Here is a 16,781-nt window from a genome sequence, read left to right on the forward strand (position 1 = left end):
GGCGTACGCATTTGTTGATTCGGCGTACGCATTTGTTGATTGCACCTGAGTCGGACAGGTTTTGCGTAGTAAAACCTTTTATATCAATTCTTTATGAAGATGCACAGAATATTAAACGAACCGCTAAGTACGCCTTCTCTGCGAGAGGCTTTGCCAACGCGTAGCGTCTCGTTAGAGAAGAGCGCCAAGAATAGAGACTTACTCATTTAGTGCAGCTTCAGATTAAATTGGTATTAGACGCATTATTTTTGATTGTGGCACTCTCCACTCGAAATAAATATTTTTGCTTTTGGGCATAAATAAATTTATTTGCGCTGAAACTCTTTTTGCACCTTGTATTCTAAGTAAGTCGGTACAATAAAACCAAACTGGTGAAGAAAAGTAAACAAGGCTCAAACTCTTTTTCCCCCTGCTCCCTGCTCCCCTCTCTTTTCGGTCACGGATAAGATAAAGGAGTAAGATAGCTCCTCACACAAGTAGCAATGACTTCAACCCTGCGGAAACTTCCTCGTCTTAATACCCCAACCTTGCATCAGTTGCCCAATGGTTTGACAATCATAGCGGAGCAGATGCCAGTTGAAGCTGTAAACCTCAACTTATGGATTAAAGTTGGTTCAGCCGTAGAATCTGATAGCATTAACGGCATGGCTCACTTTTTAGAGCACATGATTTTTAAGGGAACAGAACGACTGACTAGCGGCGAGTTTGAACGTCGAATTGAAGAACGGGGTGCTGTTACCAATGCCGCTACTAGCCAAGATTATACTCATTACTATATAACCACTGCGCCCAAAGATTTTGCCGAGCTTGCTCCACTACAAATAGATGTAGTATCAAATGCGAGTATTCCTGATGATGCTTTTGAACGGGAGCGATTAGTAGTTTTAGAAGAAATTAGGCGTTCAGAGGATAATCCCCAACGGCGGACATTTCGGCGGGTGATGGAAACAGCTTTTAATGAACTACCCTATCGCCGTGCAGTATTGGGGCCAGAATCAGTAATTGCCGAACTTAAACCCCAGCAAATGCGAGATTTTCATACTAATTGGTATCAACCCCAGTCAATTACTGCTGTAGCTGTGGGCAATTTGCCTGTGGAAGAATTAATTGCAATCGTTGCTGAAGGATTTACAAAACTCAGTACAGACGCGATTAATCGCGTCTCTCCCCAATCACCAGTACAGACGCGATTAATCGCGTCTCTGCCTCCTGAGTTACCATTTACAGAAATTGTCCGTCGAGAATTTATAGATGAAAGTCTCCAGCAAGCAAGGCTAGTGATGGTTTGGCGGGTTCCAGGAATGGTTCAGTTAGATCGCACCTATGGACTGGATGTTTTAGCAGGAATTTTGGGACACGGACGCACATCAAGACTGGTGAGGGATTTACGAGAAGAACGGGGATTAGTTTCTTCAATTTCTGTGAGCAACATGAGCAATCAGCTGCAAGGGACATTTTATATTTCAGCTAAATGTGCAGTGGAAAATTTAACAGAAGTAGAAGATGCGATCGCTCAACATATTCGCAAAGTCCAAGCCGAGTTAGTCACAGAATCAGAAATTGCCCGTGTGCGGCGGCGAGTAGCGAACAGATTTATTTTTGCCAATGAAACACCAAGCGATCGCTCTGGATTGTATGCTTATTATCATTCCTTGGTGGGAGATTTAGAACCCGCCTTTAACTACCCAGATTATATTCAAAGCCAAGATGCAACTGACTTGATGCAAGCAGCCAAAGAGTATCTTTCCCCAGATGCTTATGGTGTAGTTGTCGTCAAGCCGTAAATTAGGACATGGGGCATTAGGCATTGGGAAGAGACAAGGAAGACAAAAAGAGAAGTCTGAGCGCCAAAAGCCGGCGTTCAGAACTTTGGGGAGAGGAGCAGGGCTGTTTCATTCCCTAAAAGGCTCTGATTTTCAAGCGTCTAAATCAAAAAAATCAGGTGATTAAAAAATCTGATTGGACAATAAAATGGTGATCGCCATACTTGCTTTCAAAAGTCAGTATGTAAATTCCACTTTATACTCTATCTCTTAAGACTATTTAAGACATTTACTGATTGACAAAAGTAGTCTTGTCTTATTTCTCACGAATGCTTTTAGTATAAACCCCTCCGATTTTTCGTTTTGAGGGAATTTTATTACTTAAGTGACCTGAAGCGATCGCCCAAATGCATAACTAGCAACTTGAGTTATTAACCTATTTACGGTTTATTAGCAGCAATTGCTTGAATCTCTTGAGATGACAGTACCCGTTTGACAAGTAGGACAGAGCCTATTTCACCTTTAAAAAAGCCTGGCCAACCCGGATTATCAGAGCGTCTGCCAATGACTAAGGGCTTGGAGTTAGAAAGAGAACCTCTTCTTGTTGGATTAAATCGCTCACCAACGACTTCTACTCCATCAATATACCAACGACCGCCATCTGGTTGGTCGCGGTCTACAGTCACAGCTACATGATGCCAATTGCCATCAGCGATTGAGATATTGGTTATATAGTTTGTAAATTCATTTCCCACTCCATCTGCTAATTGAAGCAATAAACTACCGTTGTAGTTAGACAGCGAATACCCTTGTATCGGCCCTGTTGTCTCAACTCGTTTGTCTAAAATGACTTCAATTCCGCTACTACTAGTTGTTTTGACCCAGGCAGAAATGCTCAGGTCTCCCGTGCCAAAGTTTAGGTTCTCGTTGTCGGGAATTTCAAAATAGTCGCTTGTACCATTAAAGGAAACGATGTAATTTAACACCCTTGTAATATCTGTAATCGGTACATCAACTGTGGGTGTGGTTCCGCCTGGAGCTACGGAACCATTAGCACTTGGAACGGGTACGAACCCTTCTTTTGTTGGTGGTAAATCTGCGGTGTTTAGCTTTTCTAGTGGTATCTTAGTAGCACTTCGCAAAACTTTAGTGTTAGATATGATCACTGAATCGGAGTTGGGATCACTATTACTGAAGCTTAATGTCTGTTCTGCACCGGGTACAACTGCGAATTCAGTCCAGTTAGCGACTACCAGATCCGGCTGTTGAGGATCTATCTGTTCGCTGTAAACCACCACATATTCATTTATAGTACCTACCGAAAGTAGAGTACCCCCCAGATTGGGAGACGCCATAAAAAATTTATACAGACCTTCCCTGGTGCGGGTTGAATCTCGTACCTTAATGAATGAGTTCTCGAACCGGGGACTTATAGTTCCACCATTTGGTATAACGTTTGTTATAACGTCCTCGGTATATCCGTAATGAAATCTCACACAACCATTGCCATTCTTACAAGTAGTGCCATTGCTAGCAAGGGCAGGAGGATTAATACTATTAGGATTAACACTAATGGGATCAAGACCAAAGGTTAATTCTATCTTTCCCTCAATCTCATTAAATGAACCGAGTACGTCCTGCCTGCCATTAATAAAATTACCAAAATACCCCTTACGCTTAGATTCACCCACACTCTGGTTATTATAGCCACCAACATAGATGTTAAATGGATCGAAGAGGATCTGTACATTGCCAACAATAACAGACCCCGTGGGAGGTAAAACCGAAACAGTCCCACCAATTTCGTTAAGAAAAAGTTGTTTCTCCCCAAGGAAGTCGTCTTTCAACCTATCGGGGTCAATAATTATATCAGTATTGACAAGAATTGGGGTTGTCATTCGTGGGGTTCTCTGTGCGATAGCTGAAGATGCCGAAAACATCGTAGAACCGATTAAGACCACAAAACCTAGCTGCTTCCCTAACTGTTTGATAAATTGCATACCTAATTTCCATTAAAAACAAAGATGAACTGTAGAGTTTCGCTATTGAAGATGTTGATTTTTCCGAACTACCTAAGACTTACGCACAACATAAATACACTGTGATATGTATGTCGTTTCTGTCTAAAACGTAGATGGTATCAACCCGTCTGTTCCGACAATTGTTGAATAATACGATTAGTTCTGCCAATTGCGGATGTCATTGTACTAAGTACCGTAAATCTTTCCTTGCAATTAAAATTGCCCATGTCACACTTCCGACTCGCTATAAATAGATGAAGCTTCCGTGTTTCCGTACTACTTTAGGTGACAAGGCAAACGCAATTTCAACCACGCTTACTAAGACTAAGGTAGTTTTCTTGACTCTCCAGCTTTTGCTTCGGATTGCAGATGAAGTAAACCACAATTAGTTTATATCAAGCTAGTAACCATATACTTACTACATGACTGCTCACAAGTTTTATGCAGAGGCTGTCAATTCTTTACAAAAGTTCATAAAAAAATCCTTCTTGATAATTTGACAGCGCAGTGTCTGTTGAGTTATCAGTTCCGACTCATAACTTTTTCGCAGAGGACACCCTTTGTTTACAAAAGTTCTACCCACTGCGCTACACTCAACGTTTTCCCCGTGACCCAAAGATGAGTATGGGTCGCACAATGACTGGGGTCACCGTGTCCATTCGGGTTTTTTGTACGCGAGCAAAATTTTCAAGTGCCTAAAATGACGATTTTTCGTTCAAACTAGATCAAAACTAACAACATAACCATAGTTATCTCACCAATTTTATGAGAGAAAACACTTGGACTCAAATCGATGCTCAAATTAGCCAGGTGACTGGCGAAAAATTTCAGAGTCAGCAACGGCGATCGGTTGGTGGCGGGTGCATCAACCAAGGTTATGCTATCTCCAATGGTGAGATAACCTACTTTGTCAAGCAAAACCTTGCATCCCAAGTTGCGATGTTTGAGGCTGAGGCAATGGGTTTAAAGGAAATGCTAGCCACAGCTAGTATTTGCATCCCAAATCCCATTTGCTGGGGTGTAGCTGAGAATTCTAGCTACATCGTGCTGGAATGGTTAGAACTTGGTAGCGGTAACAGCAATTCGTGGGAAGAGATGGGACGCAAGTTGGCGGCGATGCATAAAGCTAGCAGTAGCAAAGGTTTTGGTTGGAAAATTAACAATACTATTGGTTCCACGCCCCAAATCAATACTTGGACAGCAGACTGGACAGAATTTTATATTAAACATCGCCTGGGTTATCAATTTCAGTTGGCAAGGCGAAAGGGAGGAAATTTCCCCTCTTCAGAAAAATTACTAGCAGCTATCCCGGAACTATTGGCGGCGCATCAGGTGCAACCTTCTTTAGTACATGGCGATTTATGGGGCGGAAATGCTGGGTGTACTAACTCAGGAGAACCCGTGATTTTTGATCCAGCAACTTATTTTGGCGATCGCGAAGTTGATATTGCCATGACAGAATTGTTTGGTGGGTTCCCCGCAGCGTTTTACAAAGGTTACAACGAAGTTTTTCCTTTAGATCCAGGCTATGAGCAGAGAAAAACGCTCTATAACCTGTATCACATTTTGAATCACTTCAATTTATTTGGGGGCGGTTATGGTTCCCAGGCGAACCGGATGATTGACCAGATTTTGCGCTAAGTACAGCATTTCATTAATTCGTAGCGAATAAAATTTGGCAATACCCTGCAATCCCAATGCGTCGGCCGCCTTGTTAATGCATCTCAATGCAATGCCAATGCGTTCCCTTGCATTAAAAACGCTACGCTTTTACGCAAAACTGTACTAAGTACACGATTGCAGAAACACCCGATTGGTCGATTCACTGCTGCAAATCATCACTTCCCCCACTCTGTAAGAACGCCTTAATAGCGTGACAAAAAACAGCAGGGTGGTTATTGCTTAGAGACAAATGCTACCTTAAAGCCACCATTTGATTTACCATCACCCCCAATGCCACGATACCCAAAATCGTCATTAATCCCGCAGGCATAAACTTGCGTGTTTTAACCAATCGAAATCCAAAGACAACTACCAAAACAGCAGTAACTATCAGTGCTAAAATCGAACCCCAGGTTTGCCCTTGGAGTTGAAAGTAAGCGGCAAGTATTAGTAATAAACCGCTAATGCTACCACTTAAGAGTGAAACCAAACTTTTAGCCTGAATGTAGCCAATAATGCCACCAATAAACGCTAATATACCGTAGGTAAAAGCAGCAACTATATCTAAATTCATTGTTAAAACCTATGTAGACTTTGACTTTACTGCCAGGGTCAGCAGACAATTTACCATAATTATTTAGCTATACCACACAATTGATTGATGGATAATCAAGGAATGCCAATGGCAATTACTTCCTCTTATACAAAAGTTCAATATCTCCAACGCCAAGCAGCCTCACTTTTACTGTACCAGTCTGTTCTGCAAGGCGAAGTGGGGATAGCATTTCTGGAACTGTTGCAAGCTATACGTTACACTGATGCCGATGCCCGGGGTTGTCTGCAAGCCTACGGTAGTTACTTCCACGCTTTGGCTGCTAAAAATCAAAACTGGGAAGACTATTTAATTACTCAAATTCTCTTCTGTGAAAATCCCTTTACAAAGCTTGCCCAAGTGCGGGAATTTAAAGATTTGCCCCCAGCTTTAGTAGCAGCAGTTCACCATGATTTACAAATATTGCAAAGTCTTTATGAATGTAGCAGCGCTTCTTTGAGTGAGTGGATACAAGGCGTAGCTCACATGCCGATTTCGCCAGTAGTGTGGTATAAAGAGCAAGAATTGGTAGGAGTAGAGGCATTCGCTACATATCTACAACAGTTAGATAATTGGGGTGATGCTGTAGAAGAGTTAGCAGCTTATTATCGGCAATGTGGCTCTGGTTTATTTGCAGAATATCGCGCTTTACGCTGGCAAGCTGGGCAGTTTATCGGTATTCGGTATTCCGACCCGGTAAAGCTGAGTGCGCTTGTAGGTTACGAGTCTCAAAAAGATGCTTTGCTGAAAAATACAGAGTTTTTATTATCAGGAGAGATGGCACTGCATGTATTACTTTACGGTAGTCGAGGTTCTGGCAAATCTTCTTTGGTGAAATCTTTGTTGAATGAATATAGTAATCGCAGCCTTCGCTTGTTGGAAGTGGCAAAATCGGATTTAAAAGACTTACCAAAAATTGTGGAACATTTACGAGGAGTGTCACAAAAATTTATCATCTTTGTTGATGATCTTTCCTTTGAAGAAGATGATGATGCCTTTAAAGCGCTCAAGGTAGTTTTAGAAGGTAATTTAACCGCGCGGCCGCAAAATGTAGTTGTGTATGCTACTTCCAATCGCCGCCACCTGATTCGGGAGTTTTTTGTGGATAGACCTACCCCTAAGGATAACGAGGAAATCCATGCTTGGGATACGATGCAGGAGAAGCTTTCGTTTAGCGATCGCTTTGGTTTAACCTTGACCTTTGAACCAGCCAATCAAAAAACGTATTTAAAAATTGTACAACATTTAGCGGCACAAGCTGAAATTAATATTACTCAAGAAGATTTGGAATTTCAAGCATTACAATGGGCAACTCGCCATAATGGTCGTTCTGGACGCACAGCACGGCAGTTTGTTGATTTTTTAAAAGCAGACTTAAGACTTTTTCATGCAAATAACAATACATCCAACACTTAGCATTAAGCATTTTCCTATGTGGATTTTAATTAGGAATTACGAATTACTATGAGAGCTACTTTTTCTGATAATTTAACTACGCTAAAAACCAGCAATATGCAATCAGTAATGATCAGCAATCGATTTATACTAGGGATAGTTGCCTTTAGTGTGAGTTTTGGTCTTAGCCTCGTCCCAAACTGGGATTTTAATAAAGCCTTTCTCACAGGTTTAATTACTGCCGTTACTATCTATGCAGCAGCATTATTCGTAGATAAGCGACGCAGAAATTATGAAATGTTTCTTTTAGGTTCTATCCACAAGCGAATTAAAGAGATGGAGGGATTGAAGGCTCGCGTTGTCAGAGAAATTAATCAAATCGAAGAACATCATAATTTATTATATGCAGAGTCACAACAACTGCAAAATCAAGTAACAGAAAGCCGTAATCAAAGGGATAGTTTACATCGAGAATTAAGAACATTTGCCGGACAGAAAAAGCAGTTAGAAACTGAAATCAGTAGCCTGCAAACTGAAATTAATAACTTGCAGAAAAATTTAACAGAATTGAATAATGCTTTTTCTGTCCTCACAGCAGAGAAGCGCCGTCTAGAGTCGAATTGTAATGTATCTCGTAGTGAAATCACCCATTTGCAAAGTCAAATTTCCGAACTTCAGCAGCAGAAGCAAGAAGTTGAAAGCAATTTAACTCTTTTAGGCAGACTCAAACCCCAATTAGAAGAAAAATTATACGAACTGCGAATTGCAATTCAAGAACTAGAAGTTGAGACAACCCAAAAAAATCAATTACTGATAACGACAAAAGCCGAAAGAGAAAATATCCAAGCTATCCTGAATTCTTCACAAACCCAAGTTGCAGAACACAAAGCCGAATTACAGCAGTTGCAACAACAAGTTTCATTATTGCAAGAAGAACGAGATTCATTACAAAATCAAGTATGGGAATTACTCCAACAAATAGAAACATTCAATCCAGAACATTTATCTGATAATTTCAATGAAGATGAGAATGAATTGTTTCCTTTTTCTGAGATAATGGAAACTACATCAATCATAAACACTTCGGAAGCTGATACATCAAATAATTTACCTGAAGAATGGACTAATTTTGGAGAAAATCTTCCAGCATACGAACTACAAGTATTAAAAGCTATAGTCGAACAAGATAATCCTAATGCTGATATTAAGAAAATTGCTGAAGCAAACATTACTATGCCAAATCTATTAATCGATTCTATAAATGAACGAGCAAATGATATTATTGGTGAATTAATAATTGATTCAAATTCTGAAATTCCAAAAATTTATCAGGAATATATGACGCATGTCAAAAAAATGATTGCAATGTATGAAGACCTTATGACTAGACATGCTTCGTCAAATTAAATTATTATTGCCGTCGTTAGATTAGTAGTCAGGTGAATATCTTACCTACTGACTGCGTGCTTCTGCGTTTAGAATAAAGTGAAGTGTAATACATGGCAAAGCTCAAAATCTCGAAAAAAATCTCCACTGCTTTAATTAATTCCCTTGGTGCGGGGGTAGTACCAAGAGTGGGAGTTGAATATATAGCAGTAGGGCGAGAAAAAGAACTCAAAAGCCTATTACAAAATCTCGATGATATTGCAGAAGGTGTAGCAGCATTTCGCTTCATAATTGGTAACTACGGTTCTGGTAAAAGTTTTTTATTGCAACTACTTCGCAACCGTGCTATGGAGCAAGGTTTTGTAGTAGCTGATGCTGATTTATCCCCTGAACGTCGATTAGCTGGAAGCAACAATGAAGGTGTAGCCACTTATCGAGAATTAATGAGCCACCTAGCTACAAAAACTCGTCCTGATGGTGGTGCTTTAGTCTCGATTATAGAAGGATGGATTAATAAAATTCAACAAGAAGTGGTTAAAGAAACTGAAATACGTCCGAATGACGATGGTTTTGATGACCAAGTTGAATCAAAAATTAGGGAAGTAGTTCAGTATATTGAAGATTTAGTTCACGGCTTTGATTTTGGTAGCGTGATTATCGCTTATTGGCGTGGCTACCGATTGGATGATGATAATTTAAAAAATGCGGCGATGCGCTGGTTGCGTGGAGAATTTACTACTAAAGTTGAGGCGAAAGCAGCTTTAGGAGTACGGGTTATTATTGATGATGATAGTTGGTATGATTATGTAAAACTATTTGCGAAATTTGTAGCTGAAATTGGTTATAAAGGACTGTTAATTTTAGTTGATGAAGCCGTGCATTTATATCAAATATCTACCACCGTTACACGAGAAAAGAATTATAATCGACTTCTGGCAATGTTTAACGATACTATGCAGTGCAAAGCAGAACATCTTGGCATTGTTATTGGTGGAACAACTAAATTTTTAGAAGACCCCAAACGGGGACTTTTTGCAGACCAAGCTTGGCAAAGACGCACAAAAGAAAGCCGTTTTGTTGCACAAGTTAATGTTCAGGAGCATTTAGGGCCAGTAATTCGGCTAAATCCCTTGAGTGAAGCGGAAATCTTGACCCTTTTGCAACGTTTAGCTGAGATTCATGCACTCAATTTTGGCTATGAACAGACTTTGACAAATCGTGAGTTGAAGGAGTTTGTGCAAGAAATTATTAATCGCTTAGGTGCAGAAGCATTACTGACACCAGGGGAAATTGTGCGAGATTTTATGAGTGTGCTGAATATTCTTCACCAAAATCCAGGAATTGCGTTTGGTGAATTAATTCATGGCTCTAAATTTAAACCTACTGCTATGGGTAAGGATGCAGATGTGGATGAGGATGGCGCAGCAGAATTTAGTTTGTGATATTATCATTAACGAAGTATGCCAAAACAAAACTAGCATCTTGTAAAAGATGAGTCCTTTATTAAAGCTCGTGGAGTGGGTTGGAAGCTCGCTTGATGATTTGAGAGAGTTTCCAGAAGAAGCTCAACAAATGATGGGTTATGCTCTGTACTTGGCTCAGTGTGGTGAGAAGCATGATTCAGCAAAACCTCTCAAAGGATTTAAAGGTGCTGGAGTGTTGGAAGTTGTAGAAGACTTTGATGGTGACACTTACAGAGCTGTTTATACAGTCAAACTGGAAGATGTTATTTATGTTTTACATACTTTTCAGAAGAAATCCAAACACGGTATTACTACACCAAAACAAGACATCGAATTAATTAAAGCAAGGTTTAAGCGGGCAAAAGAGCATCACGCACAAAACTATAGCCGGAAACAAAAGGAAGAAAAAAATGACTGAAGAAATCAGTGTACAAGCAAGTAGCGGCAATGTGTTTGCAGATTTAGGTTTAGCGAACCCTGATGAACTACTTGTCAAAGCAGAACTTGCACGTCAAATCACTGAGATCATCGCTAAACAGGACATGAATCAAGTTGAAGCAGCCGCACTATTGGGAGTTGATCAACCCAAGATTTCTGCTCTAGTAAGGGGAAAACTATCAGACTTTTCAACAGAGCGACTTTTCCGATTTTTAAATGCTTTAGGTTGTGATGTGGAAATCGTGGTGAAGTTGAAACCCAAATCCCAAACACAGGCTCAAACAAAAGTTTGTAGTTATGTATTAGAAAACTGAAAAATGCTTACTTACAGCATAGACAGAAGAAATTTTATTTCACTTATCTGCCTGTCAATTACATTAAAATGATTATCAAGCATTTTTAGCATTCTCAATAGCTTGTCTGAACCCATGTAATTCGGAAACAAATCCAAAATTAATATAATTAGTTCGATGTGGTGCATACTAACAGCATACTTTTTGCGTATTTTAGTATAATATCAATCATTGAAAGCATAAGGTATCAGTATTTAAACGTGTTTCAGAGAATAGAACTCTTTTTTACACGATCGCACCAACAAAATCATTCACTAGCACCTTCTGGAAACAAACGACTTAAGTCTAATAATGCATCTTCAAATCCAGGAATCGCTACTGACTGGTTAGATAGAGAAATCTGCTTGGTGAGATAGCTAAACTTATTTTGAGCATTTTGATATGGCTGGCTATGACGCTCAAGTTGACTATCTGGCAAATTCACAATCCAGTAATGATAAATTCCGGCTTCTGCATACAAAGACAACTTGGTTGTTTGATCGTAATCTATGGTTTTATCCGAAATTTCAATTACTAACAAAATATCTTCGGGATACGGATGATGAGCAAGATAATCTTCATCTCTTCCTCGTGCAATGACAACATCCGGTTCAGGCTCACTCTGATTAGGGAGGGTGATAGGATCTTGTCCACGGATGACTGCTCGATCGCCTAGAAGCCGATCTAATTGACGGCATAGGATAGAACTACAAACTGTATGAGGCGTTCCCTTTGCTGTCATTTGAATCAGTTCTCCTCGAATTAACTCAATATGATTGGCCTCTGTGAGAAATCCGAGTTCAATCAATCGATGGTATTCAGCGATCGTAAATCGCTTAGGTGTCACAACATTCATAAGACATCCTTACTAATGACACTGATTCTACTTTTACTTGTACATTAACAGAGATTACAGCAATTTTCAGGTAAATAGACCATGCAGTAGGGGCATAGCATTGCTTATTGGTGTCAACTTAAGGTGAAAGCGAGTAAGCGAAACGTTAACCTTGGCAGTTAAAACCTCATTAACGGAGTAAAAAACCTCGTCTAATCACTTAACTTGCCAGTGCTATTAAGATAATTTTTTGAGTATATTTTGAACTTCATCTGCTCTTTCTGGATTAAGTTCAATGTACCTTTCAGCCGCTATTTTGAGATATTTTTTGAATATCTCTTGAGAAACTATTATTTCATCTTTATCCAGAAAGCAAAAGCGAACTCCTTCAAACATATCATCCTCATCTTCACAAGGAAATTCACACATGGCATATTCACTACCATAACCAGTACCTTCAAGAAGATAATTTAATGCATCAGGGAAAGAGATACCTGCTATTGCATTAAAGTATGACTTGACTATCCAAAGTGGATCGGTTGTATAGTCTACGCCGTCAAATAATTCTTTGAGCATAAAAAATAAGATGCGTTTTCCCTGAAGATTAAACTGACTGCGTTGTTTACCGCCGCAGGCATTGCAATGCCTCAAATTGTTGCCAACAAAGGTACAATGCACGCGGTACGTGAAAACATCCTTTCCATTTGCCACCTTTAAGGTTCAACAATACTTCTCCACGCCGATTCAGATAGCCAAACCATTCACCGTATTCTGAATCAGCAAAATGTGACCAGGCGTAATCGTGCATCTTTTCATACCATTCCCAACACACCTCACGCCCACTCAGGCGATAGCCCATCGCTAATGCAACCAAAGACTCTAAGTGAACCCACCACAGCTTTTGATCCCATTCCAATTGTTGTGGGGGATGACCATCTGCATCCATAAAGTAATACAAGCCGCCATACTCGCTATCCCAAGCAAAATTTAGGATGTTTAGCACCACATCAACAGCTTGGTTAATAGTTTTGGTATCGTTTTGGCGACGTGCGATATCCATGATGAACCACATAGCTTCGATACCGTGGCCTGGGTTAATCAGCCGTCCCTCAAAAGAATCTATGTGGGAACCGTCAGGGGTAACATTTTCGTACATTAGCCCCCGTTCTTGGTCGAGAAAATCGCTCATCACTTCCCGGACAGTTTCAGCTAGGACATTCTCTAGTGTTTCCTTTGGCAGCAACCATTCCATTTCTAGAGTCAGGTTGGCTAAAATCATCGGTACAGCCAATGATTTCATGGGGCGTGTGCCGGGATAGGTTTTATTATATTTGCCCTTGGGGTTGTCCTTGCGGCGTAATACGTTGTTGTAAGCCTGCATTGCCACATCCTTTGCCCATTCTTCGCCGCCAGCGAGTGCATATTGACTAAATGCCATCGCCGCAAAGCAATCAGAAAAGATGTTGTAAGGCTCAACCAGTGGTTTCCCTTCACTGGTTAGGGCAAAGTACCAGTTACCATCACTATCTCTGCCGTGTTTGGCGAGAAAATTAGCGCCATTGCTAGCAATTTTTAACCAGTTTTCGCGCTTTTCTAACTGGTTGTAAAGCATGGAAAAAGTCCACACCTGGCGGTTTTGCAGCCAGATGAATTTGTCTGTATCATAAATTTTGCCCTGGCGATCCAGGCAAGTGAAATAGCCGCCTTGCTGCCAATCGAGAGAATATTTTTCCCAAAATGGGAGTACATCGTTGAGGAGAGCGTTTTTGTAAAGTTCAGCATAGGCGTAGCCCGCCGGAGGCATCGCTTGAAAATTATACTCCATAAATTTCCTCCCCTTTTGTACCAAAACCAACAGCTTAACAGTTATCATATTTTGACTCGAACATGGAGTGATCGCGTCAGTCTTTTACAAGATTTAGTCAGCAGCAGGTATACTTCTATGTTGTATCTTGCACCATTCTCAATAACCGTAGGGTAGTTTTTTAGAGATGAGGTTGTTATGAGTCAGATTGAACGAGTTGCGATCGTTGGAGGAAGCCACGGTAATGAGTTAACAGGAATACATTTAGTCAAAAAGTTTCAGCAATATCCTAATTTAATTAACAGGGCAAGTTTTGAAACTCTGGCATTACTTGGAAATCTCAAAGCTATTGAAGAAGGCAAACGATACATTGATAAGGATTTAAATCGTTGTTTTACTAATCAAGGCTTACAAAATCCCCAACTCTCAAGTTATGAAGATACGCGGGCAAAAGCAATTCAACAGATATTGCAACCGCAAAATCAGCCCTTTGTAGATGTAATTGTTGATTTGCACAGCACAACTGCCAATATGGGGTTAAGTCTGATTTTTTGTGATATGCATCCTTTCTTGCTTCGATTAGGTGCTTATTTAAGTTCTATAAATCCGATGGTAAAGGTTTTTGTTAATCAACAATCTAGAGAAGGTGGTTTTCTGCGTTCTCTGTGCGAATTGGGTTTTGTTATAGAAGTTGGTGCTGTGGCTCAGAATATTTTAAACGCTGAATTATTTCAGCAAACAGAGCAGCTTATTTATACAATTTTAGACTATTTTGAAGGTTGCAACCAAGGTAATATTCCGCAGATAAACAGTACGCTTACATTCTATCAATACATTAGGACTATCGATTATCCGAGAAGCGATGCCTACGGCGGGCTACGCCTACGCGGGGAGATTCAAGCCATGATTCATCCTCACCTTCAGTTTAGGGATTATGAACCTTTGAATCCAGGCGATCCAATGTTTTTAACTTTTGAAGGAAAAGATATTTTATATGAGGGAGGGTCTACTGTTTATCCTATTTTTATTAATGAAGCAGCTTATTACGAGAAAGGAATTGCGATGTATTTAACTCAAAAACAACAAGAGGTAGTTTAATTTATTCGCCTTTCTAACCCTTGCTGGGTTATATTGAGTGGCGATCGCACTTGATAATTCCTCCTCAGTTAGCAAGTTCAATTCCACAAACACATCTAATTCTTTACCAGAGATATTCCACTCTTGATCCCTCCCCCGCAAAATTCCCCGTTCCATCAACGCCACCCGCAGCCCTTCACCGCTAAGGCGCAACCAATTAAAATACCTCAAGTGCCACCGCAGATAACTACATCGAAGTCTACAATGCCTAAAGGCTGTTGACTTTCTTTAACTAACGTTGGGATAGGTGCGGTGTTTTCGCGCACAGATGTGAGGATGCGATCGCCTTGGCGCAATCCTCCTAAAATATCGCCGGGTAATTGGGAAAGAATTTCTTCAGTTAAAGACATTTTGGAAAAACTAAACTCTACATTGCAAAACTACCTGAGAATGAAGAAAGTAGTTCAATCAAAAAATCTCTCCCTGGTTTTACTACACAAAACCGTCCCTCTCCAATTCGGAGAGAAACTTAAACTTTAGTTCAAGACAGGGAGAGGTTTGTTGAACTCACGTTAAATTATCCCAACCCGAATAGTTTTGCGATCGCAGGCAATAATTTATTACCCGCTTCCACCAGCGAAGCAACAGCAGGTAAGCCTGTAAATATCCCTTTCAACATGGTGATTGCCGTTTTTGCCGTCTTTTGCTTGGTGGATTCTTGAGGATTTTTACCCGCTTCTGCCAAAGTCTTCACCTGTTCTAGCGCTTCAGCTTTCTCTTCTTCTGGCAAATATGTGGATTGGATGATTGCATCTTGCAACTGCGACAATAATTCTTTAATTCCTGGTTTATCCGCATCCGGTGAATCAGGTAACTGAGTCAGGGCAATACTTACATTACCGCTGATGGTTCCCAGATTAGCAACAGAACTATTGCCAGCGATACCGCTGACGTTGCTGCTGCCTTGAATGTTGATGCCGCTGATATCAGACATGATGGTATTTCCTTGTGTATAAGATTTAGGATGCCCAAGTGCAGTTGTGATCATATTTTTTAAATCACTTATATAACTATCTTTTGCTACCAGCAATAATTGCTGACTCTGGGATAAAGCTTTGAGTTGATTATAGTTATCAAAATATTCTGCACTCAGTTGAGATTTATCGCTAAGAGCGGCTGTTTTGGCTCTGAGCAAGATTTTATCATCGCCGCGTTTCTCCATTGCCACGATTTCTAACTCGGCTTCGGGATGATTTTCGGCAAGGTTTTTGAAAGCTATGGCAATGGCGCGGGGGTCAACACCTTGATTATGGTAAAGGTCGAGGGTGTCAAAAATTGGCTTGATAAAGTCGGCAAAATCCCCGTCTGCAAATACCTCTTGTTTATTATCAGGTTTGCGGAGGGGGTCGGGGTCTTCTTTGGTGGGTAAGCGCATGAAGACATATTCACACCTCACCCCATGCAATTTAGTTGTATTTGTAATTCCCCAATCTTCGATGTACGCGCCTGTGAGAGTTGCACCTGTTAAATCTGTGCCGTCTAGTTGCGTTTGCTTCAGCTTTGCTCTTGACAAATCGGCATCTTGCAAATTAGCTTCACTGAGGTCAGCGCCAATAAAGCTGGCATCTGCTAGGTTCGCTGCTTTTAAGTTGATACCTCGGAGGTTTTGACGGTCAAAGTTTTTGTCCTGTCCCTGTTTTGTAACTAGCAGTTGACGTACTTGTGAGTTTTCCAGATAAGTTGAACCAGGACGAACACGGTCAAGCATTTTGGCTTGATGCCAACAGCTACAGATAAGGATAGTGTTTCGCAAATCTGTACTTTTGAGCGTAGCTTGGGTGAAATCAGCATTGGTTAAATCAGCGCCACGAAAACTTGTACCTCTTGTTGCAGCAAAGGTAACAGCGATATTACGAATTAAGGAGTATTTTTCGTCTCCTTTCATGGCTAGCCAACTGATGTAGATGTTAAGTAACGTTCCAGCTCCGGCTCCGGCGATGGCGATGGCGATGG

At 40.6% G+C, this 16,781-nt stretch carries 14 protein-coding genes and 1 pseudogene; 8 read left to right on the plus strand and 7 right to left on the minus strand.

The features are described from left to right. The first annotated feature begins 482 nt into the window (after positions 1–482). Positions 483–1,784 (plus strand): M16 family metallopeptidase, encoded by a 1,302-nt coding sequence (locus ACFFAP_RS24815; protein ID WP_375513713.1) that lies wholly within the window; start codon positions 483–485, stop codon positions 1,782–1,784. 419 nt (positions 1,785–2,203) lie between these two features. Here the strand turns inward: ACFFAP_RS24815 and ACFFAP_RS24820 are convergent, their stop codons facing one another. Beyond that, positions 2,204–3,763, minus strand: a complete 1,560-nt coding sequence (locus ACFFAP_RS24820) for a LamG domain-containing protein (RefSeq protein ID WP_375513714.1) — start codon at positions 3,761–3,763, stop codon at positions 2,204–2,206. A gap of 786 nt (positions 3,764–4,549) precedes the next feature. On the opposite strand from ACFFAP_RS24820, the gene ACFFAP_RS24825 reads away from it, so the two are divergent. Next, complete coding sequence (locus tag ACFFAP_RS24825) at positions 4,550–5,425, plus strand: fructosamine kinase family protein (RefSeq protein WP_375513715.1); 876 nt, start codon at positions 4,550–4,552, stop codon at positions 5,423–5,425. Between the two features lie 274 nt (positions 5,426–5,699). Here ACFFAP_RS24825 and ACFFAP_RS24830 read toward each other — a convergent pair whose 3' ends face one another. Continuing rightward, positions 5,700–6,020, minus strand: a complete 321-nt coding sequence (locus ACFFAP_RS24830) for a TMEM14 family protein (RefSeq protein WP_375513716.1) — start codon at positions 6,018–6,020, stop codon at positions 5,700–5,702. An 87-nt stretch (positions 6,021–6,107) separates the two neighbouring features. Between ACFFAP_RS24830 and ACFFAP_RS24835 the strand changes: the two genes are divergently transcribed. From ACFFAP_RS24835 to ACFFAP_RS24855, 5 genes are all read left to right on the plus strand, one after another. Then, complete coding sequence (locus tag ACFFAP_RS24835; protein WP_375513717.1) at positions 6,108–7,454, plus strand: ATP-binding protein; 1,347 nt, start codon at positions 6,108–6,110, stop codon at positions 7,452–7,454. Between the two features lie 96 nt (positions 7,455–7,550). Beyond that, positions 7,551–8,840 carry a tellurite resistance TerB C-terminal domain-containing protein gene (locus ACFFAP_RS24840; RefSeq protein WP_375513726.1) on the plus strand — a complete coding sequence of 430 codons (1,290 nt, stop codon included), beginning with the start codon at positions 7,551–7,553 and terminating at the stop codon, positions 8,838–8,840. A 92-nt stretch (positions 8,841–8,932) separates the two neighbouring features. Next, positions 8,933–10,261: an ATP-binding protein gene (locus ACFFAP_RS24845; RefSeq protein ID WP_375513718.1), complete on the plus strand. Its 1,329-nt coding sequence runs from the start codon at positions 8,933–8,935 to the stop codon at positions 10,259–10,261. Between the two features lie 49 nt (positions 10,262–10,310). Then, the gene (locus ACFFAP_RS24850; protein WP_375513719.1) at positions 10,311–10,700 is read left to right on the plus strand and encodes a type II toxin-antitoxin system RelE/ParE family toxin; all 390 of its coding nucleotides are present in this window, start codon (positions 10,311–10,313) and stop codon (positions 10,698–10,700) included. Continuing rightward, a complete protein-coding gene (locus ACFFAP_RS24855) occupies positions 10,693–11,034 on the plus strand; it encodes a helix-turn-helix domain-containing protein (RefSeq protein WP_375513720.1) in 342 nt (113 codons plus the stop codon). The genes ACFFAP_RS24850 and ACFFAP_RS24855 overlap by 8 nt, the downstream gene beginning before the upstream one ends. 286 nt (positions 11,035–11,320) lie before the next feature. On the opposite strand, the gene ACFFAP_RS24860 is transcribed toward ACFFAP_RS24855, so the two are convergent. The 3 genes from ACFFAP_RS24860 to ACFFAP_RS24870 form a co-directional block, all read right to left on the minus strand. Continuing rightward, on the minus strand, positions 11,321–11,908 hold the full coding sequence (locus ACFFAP_RS24860) for a Uma2 family endonuclease (RefSeq protein ID WP_375513721.1): 588 nt from the start codon (positions 11,906–11,908) through the stop codon (positions 11,321–11,323). 216 nt (positions 11,909–12,124) lie between these two features. Next, positions 12,125–12,538 carry a ribonuclease toxin immunity protein CdiI gene (gene cdiI / locus ACFFAP_RS24865; RefSeq protein ID WP_375513722.1) on the minus strand — a complete coding sequence of 138 codons (414 nt, stop codon included), beginning with the start codon at positions 12,536–12,538 and terminating at the stop codon, positions 12,125–12,127. Next, positions 12,510–13,712 (minus strand): AGE family epimerase/isomerase, encoded by a 1,203-nt coding sequence (locus ACFFAP_RS24870; RefSeq protein ID WP_375513723.1) that lies wholly within the window; start codon positions 13,710–13,712, stop codon positions 12,510–12,512. Before ACFFAP_RS24870 ends, cdiI begins: the two co-directional genes overlap by 29 nt. A gap of 177 nt (positions 13,713–13,889) precedes the next feature. On the opposite strand from ACFFAP_RS24870, the gene ACFFAP_RS24875 reads away from it, so the two are divergent. Further along, on the plus strand, positions 13,890–14,789 hold the full coding sequence (locus ACFFAP_RS24875; protein ID WP_375513724.1) for an aspartoacylase: 900 nt from the start codon (positions 13,890–13,892) through the stop codon (positions 14,787–14,789). 15 nt (positions 14,790–14,804) lie between these two features. Here ACFFAP_RS24875 and ACFFAP_RS24880 read toward each other — a convergent pair. Continuing rightward, a pseudogene (locus tag ACFFAP_RS24880) lies at positions 14,805–15,178 on the minus strand (FAD-binding oxidoreductase); the annotation flags it as partial. A gap of 167 nt (positions 15,179–15,345) precedes the next feature. Further along, the coding region (locus ACFFAP_RS24885; protein WP_375513725.1) for a pentapeptide repeat-containing protein at positions 15,346–16,781 on the minus strand (1,436 nt) is incomplete at its 5' end.

It is taken from the genome of uncultured Nostoc sp. (genome assembly GCF_964245575.1).
GTDB lineage: Bacteria > Cyanobacteriota > Cyanobacteriia > Cyanobacteriales > Nostocaceae > Nostoc.

Bases quoted from the DNA above. Each gene is read 5' to 3' on its own strand.
- ACFFAP_RS24845 (WP_375513718.1), top strand. From the start codon at position 8,933: ATGGCAAAGCTCAAAATCTCGAAAAAAATCTCCACTGCTTTAATTAAT.
- ACFFAP_RS24855 (WP_375513720.1), top strand. From the start codon at position 10,693: ATGACTGAAGAAATCAGTGTACAAGCAAGTAGCGGCAATGTGTTTGCA.
- ACFFAP_RS24820 (WP_375513714.1), bottom strand. From the start codon at position 3,763: ATGCAATTTATCAAACAGTTAGGGAAGCAGCTAGGTTTTGTGGTCTTA.
- ACFFAP_RS24815 (WP_375513713.1), top strand. From the start codon at position 483: ATGACTTCAACCCTGCGGAAACTTCCTCGTCTTAATACCCCAACCTTG.
- ACFFAP_RS24825 (WP_375513715.1), top strand. From the start codon at position 4,550: ATGAGAGAAAACACTTGGACTCAAATCGATGCTCAAATTAGCCAGGTG.
- ACFFAP_RS24875 (WP_375513724.1), top strand. From the start codon at position 13,890: ATGAGTCAGATTGAACGAGTTGCGATCGTTGGAGGAAGCCACGGTAAT.
- ACFFAP_RS24860 (WP_375513721.1), bottom strand. From the start codon at position 11,908: ATGAATGTTGTGACACCTAAGCGATTTACGATCGCTGAATACCATCGA.
- ACFFAP_RS24830 (WP_375513716.1), bottom strand. From the start codon at position 6,020: ATGAATTTAGATATAGTTGCTGCTTTTACCTACGGTATATTAGCGTTT.
- ACFFAP_RS24870 (WP_375513723.1), bottom strand. From the start codon at position 13,712: ATGGAGTATAATTTTCAAGCGATGCCTCCGGCGGGCTACGCCTATGCT.
- ACFFAP_RS24835 (WP_375513717.1), top strand. From the start codon at position 6,108: ATGGATAATCAAGGAATGCCAATGGCAATTACTTCCTCTTATACAAAA.
- ACFFAP_RS24850 (WP_375513719.1), top strand. From the start codon at position 10,311: ATGAGTCCTTTATTAAAGCTCGTGGAGTGGGTTGGAAGCTCGCTTGAT.
- ACFFAP_RS24840 (WP_375513726.1), top strand. From the start codon at position 7,551: ATGCAATCAGTAATGATCAGCAATCGATTTATACTAGGGATAGTTGCC.